Here is a 14333-nt window from a genome sequence, read left to right as displayed (position 1 = left end):
GGATTCCTCAGGCCGAAGCCATTTCATCCGCTGCGGGATATTCCTGCTTGAGCGCCTCCACAAGGGGGCCCATACGGCTCCCGAGAGACCCCTTGATCATGATGATGTCGCCAGGGCGCAGCTCATCCTTGAGGCGCTCGGTCAGCGCTTCGGAATGCTCGGCATAGACGGCGCGCTTCTCGCGCGGCAGCCGCTCCCACAAGGCGCGCATCAGCGGGCCGGAGCAATAGACCAGATCTGCGCCGCAGTCTTCGACAGGGCCAATCAGATCTGCATGCAACTGCCCGGCTGCATCACCCAGTTCCAGCATGTCGCCAAGGACTGCAATCTTGCGGCCTGGCGCTGCGGCCTGCATGCCGCCAAGCACGCTGAGGGCCGCGCGCATTGAGGCCGGATTGGCGTTGTAGCTTTCATCGACCAGAACGGCCTCGCCGCCCGGCAGCTTCAGCCGGGTCTGGGCGCCGCGCCCCTTGGGGGCCGAAAGCCCGGCCAGAGCCAGACCGGCCAGCGCCAGATCGCCGCCGAGTTCGCAGACAGCCAGCAGCACGGCGAGACTGTTGCGGACAAGGTGCTTGCCCGGCGCGCCGATCTTGTAGGTGATCTCCTGCCCCAGCACCCGCGCCTGAATGGAGGAGGACCCGGTCTGCACCGCATAGTTCTCAAGCAGCGCATCACTGCCTTCAGCTTCGCCGAAGGTCTGGATACGCTCGACACCAGCCGTCTTGGCAAGGAAGGTCAGCAGGTCGAACTGGTCATTGTCCTGATTGAGAATGGCAAGGCCGCCCGGCTCCAGCCCGAGGAAGATCTCGGCCTTGGCCTGCGCGATTTTCTCGACCGAGCCGAAAAACTCAAGATGCACCGCCTGCACGGTGGTGATGATCGCCGCATGCGGGCGGACCATCTGCACCAGAGGCGTGATTTCGCCGGCATGGTTCATGCCGATTTCGAAGACACCGAATTCGGTATCTTCGGGCATGCGCGCCAGCGTCAGCGGCACACCCCAGTGATTGTTGAAGGACGCAGCCGAGGCATGGACCTTGCCGGAACGGCCAAGCGCGAGGCGCAGCGCCTCCTTGGTGCCGGTCTTGCCGACCGAGCCGGTGACCGCCACAATCCGGGCGCTGGTGCGCGCGCGGGCGGCACGTCCAAGATTGCGCAGAGCCTCCAGCGGATCATCCACCACCACGTAGCGGCCATCCCTGGGCAGATCGACCAGCTTGTGCCGGGCAACCAGCGCCAGCGAGGCGCCGGCTTCGAGGGCCTTGGCCACATAATCATGCCCGTCCAGCCGGTCACCGACGATGGCGACGAAAGCCTCGCCCGGCGCGATGGTGCGGGTGTCGATGGAGATGCCGGTGATTTCAGCCTGCGGCTCTCCGCGGGCCTCGCCGCGCGTTGCGGCCAGAAAGGCATCGAGGGTCCAGAGCGGTGCGCTCATGACCGGGCTCCTTGTGCAAGCGCGGTGCGAACCGCATCATGATCCGAGAACGGGAGCACCGTCTTCCCGACGATTTGGCCCGTTTCATGACCCTTTCCTGCCACACACAGGACATCCCCGCTTTCCAGCATGGAAACAGCCGTTGCGATGGCCTCAGCCCGGTCGCCGATCTCCAGCGCTCCCGGAGCGCCTGCCATGACGGCCTTGCGGATGAGTGCAGGATCTTCCGTCCGGGGGTTGTCGTCTGTGACGATGACCACATCGGCGCGGCGGCTGGCAGCTTCCCCCATCAGCGGGCGCTTGCCTGCATCCCGGTCGCCACCGGCCCCGACGACCACGATGAGGCGGCCGGTGGTGAAGGGGCGCAGCGCGGCGAGCGCATTGTCCACGGCGTCAGGCTTGTGCGCATAGTCAACGAAGCAGAGCGCGCCATTGTCCTTGCGGCCCACCAGCTCCAGACGCCCCGGTGCGCCTTCCAGCGTTTCCAGAGCCCGCATGACGGCCCCCGGAGCCTCGCCTGCAGCAATGGCAAGACCGGCGGCAACAAGCGCATTGGACACCTGAAAATGCCCGGCGAGCGGCAGGGACACCTTGTATTCCCCGCGCGGTGTATCAATCGTCAGAACCTGGCTGAAACCGCTGAACTGGACATTGCGCAGGTGCAGGTCCCTGCCCCGCTCGCCCACGGTCAGCACCTGCTGGCCGCGTTCTCCGGCAACCGCCAGCACACGGTCTGCCTTGTTCTGCGCCGGGTCCACGATCACCGTGCCGCCACTGGGCAGAAGCTCGCGGAACAGGCGCAGCTTGGCCTGCAGATATTCCTCTTCGGTGGCGTGATAGTCCATGTGATCACGGCCAAGGTTGGTGAAACCGGCGGCCACCAGTTCCACCCCGTCCAGCCGGTACTGATCAAGCCCGTGGCTGGAGGCTTCCATCGCGGCATGGGTGACACCGGCATCGGCCAGCTTCGCCAGTTCCGCATGCAGGGAGACCGGGTCCGGCGTCGTCAGGCCGCCATAGCTGGTGCCGGAGGCTGTCACAGTGCCAAGCGTGCCCAGGCTGGCCGCATTGTGGCCGCAGCGCTGGAAGATCTGGCGAACGAAATAAGCAACGGAGGTCTTGCCGCTGGTGCCAGTGACGGCCACCATGGTTTCCGGCTGGCGGCCATGGAAGCGGGCGGCCATCTTCGCCAGCGCCAGACGCGGGTTTGCGGCAACGATTACCGCTGCCGGCACACCGCCTCCGGCTTCGATCAGCGCTGCGCCCTCCGCATCGGTCAGAACAGCGGCCGCGCCCTGCTCCACCGCCTTTGCGGCAAAGCGTGCGCCATGGGCCTGTACGCCGCCAAGGGCAAAAAACAAAAAGCCCGGCCCAGCCGCCCGGCTGTCCGAGGTCAATCCCCCGATCACGAGGGTATCATCAGGAACGGCGATGCCTGTGCCCGCCGCAAGTGTTCCTAGCTGCATTGTCTGCCAAATCCGGTAGTGCGCCGTCACAAGCCGGTGCGGAACCCTTTTTCAGCTGCGACCCTGATGTCCCGCTCCGGCGCTTCGATCACGTCTCAATAAGATACTTCGATTGCCTTTGTCCCATCAGTCTGTTTCGGCATGACGCCCAGCATGGGTGCCGCGCGGCGGATGATGTTGCTCACCATCGGGGCGGTGTTCATGCCAGCGGTTGCAGGCAGGCCCGGCTTCTCCGGCTTCGGCTCATCGAGCACGACCAGCACCACATACTTGGGATCATCCATCGGGAAGGCCGACAGGAACGAGTTGCGGCGCTTGTTGGGCGTATAGCGGCCGTTCTCGACTTTTTCAGCCGTTCCCGTCTTGCCCCCGACAATATATCCTGGCACCTCGGCACGCTTGCCGGACCCACCCGGTTGTACAACGTTGAGGCGGAACAGGTAACGCATCTTGCGGCTGGTCTCTTCGGAAATCACCTGCTTGCCCAGTGATTTGGCTGCGATCTCATCCCGCGGCAGGAAAGTTGGCGGAATGAGATAACCGCCATTGACGAGGGCAGCTGCGGCCGTTGCCGTCTGCATCGGCGTCACCGAAATGCCGTGACCGAAGGACGCGGTGATGGCCGCCAGTTCACCCCAGCGGCGGGGCAGCAGCGGGGCCGCATTTTCCGGCAGTTCGTTGGACTGGCGCTCGGTCAGACCGAGGCGTGCATAGAACTCGCGCTGATAGTCGACGCCGGTCGTCAGCATCATCTTGGCCGTGCCGATATTGGACGAATAGATGAAGACTTCCGGCACCGAGAGGATGCGTCTTTTTCCGTGGAAATCGTTGATCGTGCGCCCGCCGGCGCGGATAGGACGGCTCGCATCGAAGCTGTCGTTCATGCCGACCTTGCCCGAATCGAAGGCGCTGGCGAAGGTGAAGGTCTTGAAGACGGAGCCCATCTCGAACACACCGCCCGTGGCACGGTTCAGCCGGTCCTTGTCGAGGGCCTGGGCGCGGTCGTTCGAATCATAGTCCGGATAGGACGACATGGCGACGACTTCGCCCGTATGCACGTCCAGAACAATACCGACACCTGCAATGGCATGGTAGCGCTCGACACCTTTGACAAGCTCATCCCGCACAACGAACTGCACACGGGAATCGAGCGCCAGTTTCACAGGTTCCAGCGAACGGTCCGTCGCAAAGCCAAGCTTCTGCAGTTCGGACAGCCAGGAATCATCGAGATGCTTCTCGAGGCCAGCAATGCCCTGATTGTCGATGTTGACCGATCCGATGATATGCGAGGCCAGCGGCCCGCCCGGATAGAAGCGCTGCTTTTCCCAAAGGAAGCCGATGCCCGGAATGCCAAGCCGGTGAATGGCCTGCTGCTGGGCAGGAGAAACCTCACGCTTCAGCCAGATGAAGCCTGCGCGGCTGTCGAGCCGCTTTCGCATGCTCTCGTTGTTCAGCTCCGGGAACACGCTACCGATGCCTTCCAGCGCCTCATCCACGTCGATGATCTTGCGCGGTTCGGCATAAATGGAGGCCGTCTTGATATCGGTCGCAAGAATTTCGCCGTTGCGGTCGACGAGGTCGGGACGGGAAGCTGCAATGGAATCCTGCGCCGAGATGAAAGCAGCGTTGGGCGCCTCTTCCATCTGCGCGAGATGCACGAGCCGGACACCAATAACCGTATAAAGCAGAGCGAAGGCCGCCATCGCAAAATAGATACGGGTTCTGACGGTGCTGGTGGACACCGAGCCATAGGCCGGGCGGGCCGCCGCACGGGGCTGGCTGCGCTGGAACTGCAGGAAGGAGGCGGGCTCGCTTGCCATTGTCATTGCAGCGCTCCTATCGGATGGACGAGGTGGAGGCAGGTTCCCGCAGGGCCGCAAAGCCATCAAGCGGAGCCTCACCACCAACAGGGGGCAGCATGACCGGACGCATCGGCAGATCCTGCAGTTGCACGATCTGCTTGCCCGGATCCATTTCCTGGAGCTTCAGAAACTCATCATAGCGCTCGGTCAGCCCCTGCAGGCGGGCAGGCTGATTGAGAACGCTCCACTCGGCGCGCAGCACCCGGATGGCTTCATGCTCCTCGTCGATCTTGACCTTGAGCGACGCCACATATTCGGACGTGTGCTCGGCCTCCATCTTCATGTCGTAAACGACACCTGCGCCCGTCAGCACAGCAAGGACACAGACGATATTGAGATAACGGCTCACCATCGCTCAGCCTCCAAGTCCCTTGAATTCCGCCAGATGCGGAACGCCAATGGCGTGAATATCCAGATCGCGCGCCGGAGCTTCCGTCCGCCGCCCGGCCCTGAGGCGGGCCGAACGGGCACGCGGGTTGGCCTGCGTCTCGCTCTCGTCCGGCTCCTGACCGCCCTTGACCACCAGTTCGAAGGTCGCCGGCGGCACATCCTCTTCCGGCATATGCCGGGAGCCGCCGCCGCGCGTGCGCGTGCGGTCGGCAAAGAACTTCTTCACGATCCGGTCTTCGAGGCTGTGGAAGCTGACGACCACCAGCCGTCCGCCGGGACGCAAAACCTTTTCCGCCGCCCCCAGCACGGACGCCGCCTGATGCAGCTCGCCGTTCACATAGATGCGCAGCGCCTGAAACGTGCGCGTCGCAGGATGGATGTGCATCTTCTTCGGCGAGCGCCCCACGACCTTCTCGATCAGCGCGGCAAGATCACCGGTGCGGGTGAAGGGCTGCTCCTTGCTCCGCTGCTCAATGGCGCGCGCCACCTGCCCTGCCCGCTTTTCTTCACCCAGAAGACCGATGATCCGGGTCAGATCCCTGGCAGGAAGCGTATTCACCACATCGGCAGCCGACGGCCCGGCCTGCTCCATGCGCATGTCGAGCGGCCCGTCACGCATGAAGGAGAAGCCGCGATCAGCCTCATCCAGCTGCATGGAGGAAACGCCCAGATCCAGCACGACGCCATCCACGGCCTCGACACCGAGCGAAGCCAGATGCGCCTCGATATCGGCAAAGCGCCCCGGCACCAGCGTCAGCGCACCATTCGAGGCTTCCACCAGCGGCTGCCCGCCTGCGATGGCATCCGGATCCCGGTCCACACCAATGACCTTCGCACCCGCAGCCAGAAAGGCGCGGGAATAACCGCCAGCCCCGAAGGTGCCATCCACGACAACTTCACCCGGTTTCACGGACAGCGCCGAAAGAACCCCGTCAAGGAGGACGGGCACGTGGCGGACCAGTCCGCCAGCGCCTTCAGTCTCGTGACCTTCTGCGCGACCCGCCGTCATGCCGGTCCTCCTGACGCAGCAGCCGGGCTCATGCCCGACAGCATCGCAAGCGCGCGCTTCTGGGCCTCTGCGCGATGCTCACGAAAACGCTCCGGCTCCCAGAGCTGAAACTTGTAGCCCAGACCCGCGAAGGTGATCTGATCGGTTACACCCGTCTGCTCGCGGATCATGTCGCTCAGAACGATGCGGCCATCGGAGTCGATCTTCGGCGTTTCACTGGCACCGAAGAGCGCAATGGCGAGCGCATCATGATCCGGCGACAGCTTGGCAAAGGCGGCAAGACGCCCCTCGATCTCATTCACCAGCTCATTGCCTCCCGCATCAACCGCAGGCGCATGGGGAGAGGCAATGCAGTAAAGGCCTTCAAATCCGTCGCGCGCCAGCACGGCCCGGAACGGCGCAGGGATCGAAACACGCCCCTTCGCATCCAGCCGGTTGGTAAAATGCGACACGAAGCCGGCCATGATCCCCTTTCAACGCGCCATCCTGGCGCCTGCTGCACTGGCAAAGTCTGGAACTTGCAAAACGAAACCGGGCGCCCCGGCACTCACGGGGCAGATCCTGAAAACGGCCGCCTCGAATGGAACTTCATGGCACCTTCATGGATTATTATGGGATAGCATGGGACGGCATGGGCGTCAATGGAATCAGGCGGATTCCATGGCTTGCAGCCCGTGCAATCGCCCGCTCTCCACAAACATCAACATGGTTAATAAAATGCTTCCCGCGGCAGAAATGCCGGGGGTTCCGCGCAGGCGGTCATCTCTGTTGCAGGGCGGGGAGAAAAGTGTCAGCCGGCCTGTAAGCCGGGTTCTGTAAGGCACGGAAGCAAGCTTCCATACGCGACGGTCATTCATCTGGGACGCCTGTTGCCAGACGCCTCACGCAACCTACCCGGATGGCTGGCCAGGAAACCAACTCGGACCCGAAGGCCCTGTGCCATCCCTATTCGGTTTTGCTCCCGGTGGGGTTTACCGTGCCGCGTCCGTTACCGTCCGCGCGGTGGGCTCTTACCCCACCCTTTCACCCTTACCCCTTGCCCGAAGGCCGGGGCGGTTTGCTTTCTGTGGCACTTTCCCTGAGGTCGCCCTCGCCGGGCGTTACCCGGCACCGTGTTTCCATGGAGCCCGGACTTTCCTCCCCCGCGGCCTTTCGGCACTTGCGGCAGCGACCGTCCGGCCAGCTGACCGGCTCCCCTTACGGAGGAAACGGCAGCCGGTCAAGGACGCTTCTTGCATGTCCCTCTCATGCAGAAGGCGGCTTGCGGGCAATCATGCGCTGATAGAGGTAGCCGATGGCGATCAGAACCGCGCCCAGCCCCAGGAAGGACAAGGCCCTCAGCACGCCCTGCAGCGAGGACATGTCGAACAGGAAAACCTTGACGGCCACCAGCGCAACAATGGCGCCCGCCACCTGCCGCAGGCGCAGGCTGTCGCGCCAGAGCCCCGCCACCACGCCAGCCACACCCAGCACCAGCCAGACGATGGAATAGACGTAGTTTTCCAGTTCGCTCACGGGTTCGGTTGTGAGGATCAGCGGGCTGAAGGCATGGCGGATCGTGAGATTGACGAAGCAGAAGCCCAGAAGGCCTGCAAACGCGCCCACCAGCACGACATAGCCGGCCGGGCGCACGGGGCGCGCTGCATAGGCCAGCAAGGCGTAGATCAGGAAGGGAGCGCCGTAACCGAGCGTGACCCAGTTCAGCACCGGCGTGTAGCCGACCGGAGCGCCGGTCCAGAGCGGGTTTTCGCTCACGAGCACCAGCCCGCCCGCAAAAATGCCGAACACGCTGATGGCCATGGCTCCGCCCGAGAACACCAGGTTGCCCCTTGCCCCATCCGTGCCCGGAAGAATGCGGGTCAGGCCCAGAGACACGGAGCCGCCGGTGATGAGCATCATCGCCGCTGCCTTGAACCGGCTGCCGTCGGAATAGAACATGAAGGTTGGGTCAATCGCATGCAGCGCGAGCATGGCCAGCGTGATGCTGACACCGGCGATGGCCATCGCCTGCAGGATGCGGGCCCACAGGTCATCACGGGTGCGGGTCAGCGCCCAGGCAGCAAAGACCAGCCCCAATGCCGGAATGCCGTAGCCGTAGAGAAGCTGGTTGAACACCGGCGTGATGCTGAGCTGGCCGCCCGCAATGAACGGATCCCACAGCAGGCGGCAGACATAGGGCAGGATGGCGACGGGTGCGAGAACACGCAGGCCATTCACCGGGTAGCGCAGATAGACGAACACAAAGGCAGGCACCAGGAGCCCCAGCGCCGTGGTCAGGAAGCTTCCCTCCAGAACGATGGCGATGGACAGGGCAAGGCCGCAGAGTGTTCCGGTGAACCAGGCCGCCACCGCTCCGGCGCTGCCCGGATGCGTGTCCGCCACCTCACCGCCAGCCTTCGGCCCGCGCACGGCAAAGAGCACGGCCAGCCGGTCGCCAAGGAGCAGGAAGGCAGCGGACAGGGCAAGTCCGGTCACGGCAAACAGCGGTGACGCTGCAAGGCCTTCCACCCGCCACCAGGCAGCGGCGAGCAGTGCAAGGCTGCCGGAAGCCGCCAGCGAGGCGAGGACGGCACGGGAGGCGGATTTCAGGCTGCCTGCAATGCCAGTAGCGAGCAGAATGGCCCCGGTCACCAGCCCCTGCATGCCGAAGCGGGACAGCATGGCCTGCGTCTCCGACGGCACCGGCGAGATCACCGGGCCGTAAGGGCCATCCACGCCCGCATAAGCGCCAAGATCCCTGAGCGGCAGATCAAGGCTGGCATAGGCAATCACCTGCACCAGCAGCGGCACCACGGCGGCATAGCGCAAGGCGCTGCAGCCATAGGCGAGCGCCAGCGGCACGGCGGCAAGAAGCAGCGTCTCCAGAACGAAGAGCAAAGCACTGTCCGACAGGCTGACATGGGCCAGGAAGGGCAGCGCCAGCGCGCTGAGCGCGGCCGTGGCGTACCAGTCCGGCTTTTCGGCTCTGTCCGGTGCAAAGTCATGGAAGCGCCAGACAAAACCCGCAGCCGTGATGACATAGGCGCCTGCCAGATAAAGATCGAGCAACAGCCTGTCTCCGGCACCGGCCGCCATTTCGAAGAGCAGCGCCCAGCCGAACAGCCCTGCCACGGCAAGACCTGCGAGCCAAAGCCACCGCCGGATGCGCCCGACAGCCACCGCAGCAGCCGAGACGGCCAGCACATAGAGAACCGCCGGAAGGATCTGTGAACTGCCGGAAGAGACCAGCACGGGCACCGCATAGCTGCCCGCAAGCCCCAGCGCGGCGAGCGCGGGCCCGTGCAGAAGGGCGGCAAACATGGTGAGCAGCGAGACAGCTCCCAGCAGCACGAAGGCGCCGGCCGGGCCGATCAGATCGTAAAGCGCATAGGCAGCGTAAACATCCGCAAACAGCGCCAGCGTGCCTGATGCGGTCAGCACGGCAGGAATATTGGCCGTGGCAAAGCCCGGCAGGGAGAAGGTGCCCGGCCGGCGGCGGGTCCACTCGCCAAGCCCCAGCAGGATCAGGCCCAGCGCAGCACCGGCCAGAATGCGGGCGAGCGGGCCGAGAAGATCGTTCTCGACAGCAAAGCGCACGAGGAACACGGCACCGGCGGCCAGGGCAATCCCACCGGTCCAGATGGTCCACTTCCCGCCGATCTGCTGTTCACGGGCGGCGGCGGCGTCTCTGGCGTCCTGCGCCTCCTTTGCGTCATCCGGAACGGCGGCAGAGCTGCGGCGGGCGGAGGATGCGCGCGCGGCAGCCGCAAACGGGCCTGCGGGGCGTGCAGCTTCCCCGCTTGCAGGCACATCTGCGGAGGCGCTTTCCTCCAGCGGACCAGAAGTTTCCGGCTCATCCGCTTCTACAAAGAAATCATCAGCGGAAGGCTGTTGCGGGGAGGCTTCCGGCTGTTCGCGCGCGGCGGACCTGGCATCCGTCTCCGGTGCAGCTTTTGCGGCAGCCTCATTCAGCTCCAGCCGCCGTTGCAGGCCGGTGACGATCTGCTGCAGGGCTGAAATCTCGCGCTTCTGCAGGTCAATCTGCCGCTGCAGGCCGCCCGTCGTGCCATAGAGGATGAGCGGCAGAATGAAGCTGACGAACAGGAAGACCAGCGCGAAGCCGATCAGAAGAGTGAATTCCATATCCAAGGTTCGTCTCCGCAGACATGCAGATGCAGATGCACAAAATCAGCCTGCATCCTGAAGCAGGCTGATCAGATTACCTAGTCTCATGTGCAAGGCTGACCTGTGACTTGCGCCACAGCATGAAGCTTTCAGAGGAAAATGGCTGCTCTCAAGCCGTCTGCTCTGCAGGCTCGCGGACCTCGGCCTCTTCCCCGGAACCTGCCGGAAGGGTGCGTTCGTCGATGACTTCCGGGCCTTTTACTGCGCCGGGACGGCCAAAGAGATAGCCCTGGACGAGATCGCAGCCGGCTGCGCGCAGCAGCACCACCTGGTCCTGGTTCTCGACGCCCTCCGCCGTGATCAGCACGTCCAGTGACCGGCCAAGGCCGATGATCGACGTGACGACGGCATCGGTGCCCGCATCCTTGCCGAGGTTCTTGATGAAGCTGCGGTCGATCTTGATCTTGTTGAAGGGGAAACGGTTCAGGTAGCTCAGCGAGGAATAGCCCGTACCGAAGTCATCCATGGCGATGGTCACGCCCATGCTGCTGATGGCCTCCAGCGTCTCGACCACAGCATCCGTGTCTGCGATCAGCAGGCTTTCCGTGATCTCGATCTCGAGCCGCTTCGGATCAAGGCCGGATTCCTCCAGCGCTCTGGCCACCTTGCGCTGGGTTTCGCCTGCCTTGAACTGGGCCGGAGAGAAGTTGACGGCCACACGCAATGTCTTGTCATGCCATTCGGCCGCCTCACGGCAGGCCCGGCGCAGCACCCAGTCGCCAATGTCCTCGATAAGGCCGGTGTCCTCAGCCACCGAGATGAACACGTCCGGGGCGATGGTGCCCTTGGTCGGGTGCTCCCAGCGGATCAGCGCCTCATAGCCTTTCAGCGTGTTGTCATGCAGCGAGAACTGCGGCTGATAGAGAAGGTCGAACTGATCGTATTTCAGCGCCTTGATCAGCCCGGCTTCCACTTCCTTGCGGCGCTGCGCTTCCGCATCCATTTCCGGCTGATACCAGAAGAAGGTGGAACGGCCGGAGTGCTTGGCCCGGTACAGCGCCAGATCGGCGCAATGCAGCATGCGCGAGGAGCGCCAGTTGCCGTCATTGGCCCGGGCAATACCCATGGACAGGGAGATTTGCAGCTCGATGCCGTCGATGACGCAGGGCGGTTTGGTGGCCGCAATCATGTCGCTGGCGAGTTTGGTAATCCGCGCCACATCGGAAACCGACGTCACCATCACCGCAAATTCGTCACCCGAGAGGCGCGCCACCAGATGTTCCCCGAAGACAGCACGCAGCCGGTCGGCAATCACCTGCAGGAAGATGTCCCCCGTGCCGTGGCCATAGGTGTCGTTGACCGACTTGAACTTGTCCACATCGATCAGGATCACCGCCATGTTGCTGGCCTTGGCGTGCGTCACGCGCAGGGCTTCCGTCAGCTTGGCGCTGAACAGCGCCCGGTTCGGCAGCGACGTCAGCGGATCATGATGGGCGAGAAATTCCATGTTGCGGCTGATGCGCACCACATCCCGGTAGCGGAACCAGAGCAGCAAGCCCACCGCAAGAGCGGAACTGACGGTGAGAACGGCAAGAAGGACCGTTGCCAGAAGAACCGTCCGGTTCGCCCCCGCCAGAACAGGGGCAATGTCGAGCGCCAGCAGATCAGCGGAGGTCACTGTGCTGCCATCGGCAACCGGAACAGTCACCAGCGCCACATCCTTCGCAGCGCCCCACCAGCTGTAGAATATGGTGACACGCGGCAGACCGCCGTCCTGGGCCAGTTCCAGCGCGCGGCGGACCGCCCCGCTGCCGATACCAGCCTCAACAAGGGCGGCAGGCACCTCCTGCGGCAGGATGCTGCCACTCTCATCCACCAGCGGCACCCTTGCATGGGCGCGCCTGGCAGACGAACCCAGATCCGCCGTCACGGCATCTGCAAAGCGCGTCAGCTCGAAAATATGCAGGGTGCCGTCATCAATCCCGGCAATATGCGGCACGAAGCTCTGGCTGAAGCTGCGCAGCCGCAGCAGCGCGCTGGACAGATCCTCCGTTTCACGCCCCTGCCTCGCATCAAGGCGCAGGTCCGATTCGGTCCAGTTGCGCAGGGAGGATTCCAGCGCATCGCCCACGAGCCAGCTGGACAACAGCCGGTTGCTGACGAAAATGCCCAAAGACAGCGCAAACACGACAGCAAGCATGGTTGCTGCGGCCATCAGTTCCTGGCGGCTGATCGTGCGTTTCATAGCTGTCCGGACTACCCTGTTTACCAATGTCCCGGCAGCACCATACGCAGATGATGGTTTAGCCCAGGTGAATGAAAATCTGCCCTTACGTTATTTTGCGAACAGCGCCCCGGTAGGGGCTTGCGCCCCCGGTGCCGGTGCCTGTACTCGGGTGGGTAAGAAGCAGCGGTGCCCGCCTCTGGCCAGGCGGACACCCCGATCCCGGAGCCTGTCGCGGTGAACATCTGGTCGAGCATTGGCGCCATCGTCACAGCCATCGGCTCGGCCATTGGCTCAGGCGGCGCGCAGCTGATCGACAGGCTGGTGCAGCTTGTCCTTGCCCGGCCAGAGGGAACATGCACGGTCGGTTTCACCGTCGCCATGATTGCCCTGTCGGCGAAAATGGCCAAGGCAGACGGCGTGGTGACGACCGACGAAGTCCTTGCCTTCCGCAAGCTGTTCGAGGTTCCCGAAGGTGAGGAACGCAACGTCGCACGCCTGTTTGATCTCGCCAAACAGGACATTGCCGGCTTCGATACCTATGCCAAGAAGCTGGCGGATCTCTTTCCCTATGACCGCAAGACCCTCTTCGACATTCTCGACGGCCTGTTCTTCATTGCCAAGGCCGACGGTCTGATCCACACGCAGGAGCTTGAGTTTCTGCGCGAGGTGGCACGGATTTTCGGCCTCGATGAGCGAGAGTTCAACAAGGTGGTTGCCCGCCATGTGCGCGGCCGCAACGACCCCTATGCAGTTCTGGGCATCCATCCGGATGCATCAAACGAGGACGTGAAGGCGCATTACCGCCGCGAGGTGCGGGAAACCCACCCCGACGTGCTGATTGCCCGCGGTGTGCCCCAGGAATTCGTCCGTATCGCCAATGACCGTATGGCCGCCCTCAATGCGGCCTATGCCAAGATCAGTTCGGAGCGTGGCCTGTGAGTGTGAAGCCTGATTGCGGCGTGCCCGCCAGAGTGCACCCCTCCCCCAATCACAATGAACGCCGGGACGGCGCAGCGGTTGACATGATCATCCTGCATTACACCGGCATGCAGACCGCCGATGAGGCCCTGCAGCGCCTGTGCGACACGCGGGCGGAAGTCTCCGCCCATTATTTCGTCCATGAGGATGGCCGGATCCTGCAATGCGTGCCGGAAGCCCGCCGCGCCTGGCATGCGGGCAAGTCCTTCTGGAAGGGCGAAACGGACATCAACTCCCGCTCCATCGGCATCGAGATCGTCAACCCCGGCCATGAGTGGGGCTACCGGCCCTTTCCCGAGGCTCAGGTCGAAGCGGTTCTGCACCTGTGCCAGGACATCATGCTGCGCCACCAGATGAAGCCCTGGCGCGTGCTCGCTCATTCCGATGTCGCCCCCGGCCGCAAGGAAGATCCGGGCGAGCTGTTTCCATGGAACGTTCTGGCCGCCGGCGGCGTTGCCCATCATGTGGACCCGGTTCCCGTGACCAGCGGCCGGTTCTTCCAGGAGGGCGAAAGCGGCCAGCCCATCGAGGCGCTGCAGTCAATGCTGGCAATCTACGGCTATGACGTACCGGTGCAGGGAGAGTTCGATGCCCGCACCAAGGCAGCCGTGACCGCCTTCCAGCGCCATTTCCGTCCCGAGAGGGTGGACGGCATCGCCGATGCCTCGACGATCGCAACGCTGCACAAGCTGCTCACGGCCCTGCCCGAGCTCTGACCTGCGGGCGGCGGCACCGCCCGCGAACACCCGGCCGCCGCCGTTAACGAGCGCCATTGTGCATGGCAACATACGGGGCAAATGCTGAGATAAAGACGGGCGCTTTGATGGCTGAACGCTTCTCACCAAACAAGCGCCCCGCT

The 14333-nt window shown here is 63.8% G+C and carries 10 protein-coding genes and 1 other RNA gene; 2 read left to right on the top strand and 9 right to left on the bottom strand.

From position 1 onward, the window contains the following. Positions 1–7: 7 nt before the first annotated feature. The 9 genes from H163_RS0108355 to H163_RS23640 all read right to left on the bottom strand — a co-directional run bounded on the left by H163_RS0108355 (position 8) and on the right by H163_RS23640 (position 12514). Positions 8–1438 carry a UDP-N-acetylmuramoylalanyl-D-glutamyl-2,6-diaminopimelate--D-alanyl-D-alanine ligase gene (locus H163_RS0108355; protein ID WP_019964118.1) on the bottom strand — a complete coding sequence of 477 codons (1431 nt, stop codon included), beginning with the start codon at positions 1436–1438 and terminating at the stop codon, positions 8–10. Further along, positions 1435–2904: a UDP-N-acetylmuramoyl-L-alanyl-D-glutamate--2,6-diaminopimelate ligase gene (locus H163_RS0108350; RefSeq protein ID WP_019964117.1), complete on the bottom strand. Its 1470-nt coding sequence runs from the start codon at positions 2902–2904 to the stop codon at positions 1435–1437. The genes H163_RS0108355 and H163_RS0108350 overlap by 4 nt, the downstream gene beginning before the upstream one ends. 95 nt (positions 2905–2999) lie before the next feature. Beyond that, the gene (locus H163_RS0108345; RefSeq protein ID WP_019964116.1) at positions 3000–4730 is read right to left on the bottom strand and encodes a peptidoglycan D,D-transpeptidase FtsI family protein; all 1731 of its coding nucleotides are present in this window, start codon (positions 4728–4730) and stop codon (positions 3000–3002) included. Between the two features lie 10 nt (positions 4731–4740). Next, positions 4741–5118: a cell division protein FtsL gene (gene ftsL, locus H163_RS0108340; RefSeq protein ID WP_019964115.1), complete on the bottom strand. Its 378-nt coding sequence runs from the start codon at positions 5116–5118 to the stop codon at positions 4741–4743. A gap of 3 nt (positions 5119–5121) precedes the next feature. Continuing rightward, a complete protein-coding gene (rsmH, locus tag H163_RS0108335; RefSeq protein ID WP_019964114.1) occupies positions 5122–6165 on the bottom strand; it encodes a 16S rRNA (cytosine(1402)-N(4))-methyltransferase RsmH in 1044 nt (347 codons plus the stop codon). Next, positions 6162–6629, bottom strand: a complete 468-nt coding sequence (locus H163_RS0108330; protein WP_019964113.1) for a division/cell wall cluster transcriptional repressor MraZ — start codon at positions 6627–6629, stop codon at positions 6162–6164. Before H163_RS0108330 ends, rsmH begins: the two co-directional genes overlap by 4 nt. A gap of 322 nt (positions 6630–6951) precedes the next feature. After that, an RNA gene (rnpB, locus tag H163_RS23645) (RNase P RNA component class A) lies at positions 6952–7352 on the bottom strand. A gap of 58 nt (positions 7353–7410) precedes the next feature. Further along, entirely contained in the window at positions 7411–10287 is a 2877-nt protein-coding gene (locus H163_RS0108325; RefSeq protein WP_019964112.1) for a DUF2339 domain-containing protein, read from the bottom strand. Between the two features lie 151 nt (positions 10288–10438). After that, entirely contained in the window at positions 10439–12514 is a 2076-nt protein-coding gene (locus H163_RS23640) for a putative bifunctional diguanylate cyclase/phosphodiesterase (RefSeq protein WP_019964111.1), read from the bottom strand. A 168-nt stretch (positions 12515–12682) separates the two neighbouring features. On the opposite strand from H163_RS23640, the gene H163_RS0108315 reads away from it, so the two are divergent. Then, on the top strand, positions 12683–13435 hold the full coding sequence (locus H163_RS0108315; protein WP_019964110.1) for a TerB family tellurite resistance protein: 753 nt from the start codon (positions 12683–12685) through the stop codon (positions 13433–13435). Further along, entirely contained in the window at positions 13432–14190 is a 759-nt protein-coding gene (locus H163_RS0108310) for an N-acetylmuramoyl-L-alanine amidase (RefSeq protein ID WP_026355622.1), read from the top strand. The genes H163_RS0108315 and H163_RS0108310 overlap by 4 nt, the downstream gene beginning before the upstream one ends. The last annotated feature ends 143 nt before the right edge of the window (positions 14191–14333 follow it).

This window comes from Pannonibacter phragmitetus DSM 14782 (assembly GCF_000382365.1).
In the GTDB taxonomy this organism is placed as follows: Bacteria; Pseudomonadota; Alphaproteobacteria; order Rhizobiales; family Stappiaceae; genus Pannonibacter; species Pannonibacter phragmitetus.
The sequence above is the reverse complement of the archived record's forward strand: the minus strand, read 5'-3'. Positions and strand labels throughout refer to the sequence as shown.

Coding starts and splice junctions, on each gene's coding strand:
- H163_RS0108325 (WP_019964112.1), bottom strand. CDS start 10,287: ATGGAATTCACTCTTCTGATCGGCTTCGCGCTGGTCTTCCTGTTCGTC.
- H163_RS0108330 (WP_019964113.1), bottom strand. CDS start 6,629: ATGGCCGGCTTCGTGTCGCATTTTACCAACCGGCTGGATGCGAAGGGG.
- H163_RS0108350 (WP_019964117.1), bottom strand. CDS start 2,904: ATGCAGCTAGGAACACTTGCGGCGGGCACAGGCATCGCCGTTCCTGAT.
- H163_RS0108345 (WP_019964116.1), bottom strand. CDS start 4,730: ATGACAATGGCAAGCGAGCCCGCCTCCTTCCTGCAGTTCCAGCGCAGC.
- ftsL (WP_019964115.1), bottom strand. CDS start 5,118: ATGGTGAGCCGTTATCTCAATATCGTCTGTGTCCTTGCTGTGCTGACG.
- rsmH (WP_019964114.1), bottom strand. CDS start 6,165: ATGACGGCGGGTCGCGCAGAAGGTCACGAGACTGAAGGCGCTGGCGGA.
- H163_RS23640 (WP_019964111.1), bottom strand. CDS start 12,514: ATGAAACGCACGATCAGCCGCCAGGAACTGATGGCCGCAGCAACCATG.
- H163_RS0108355 (WP_019964118.1), bottom strand. CDS start 1,438: ATGAGCGCACCGCTCTGGACCCTCGATGCCTTTCTGGCCGCAACGCGC.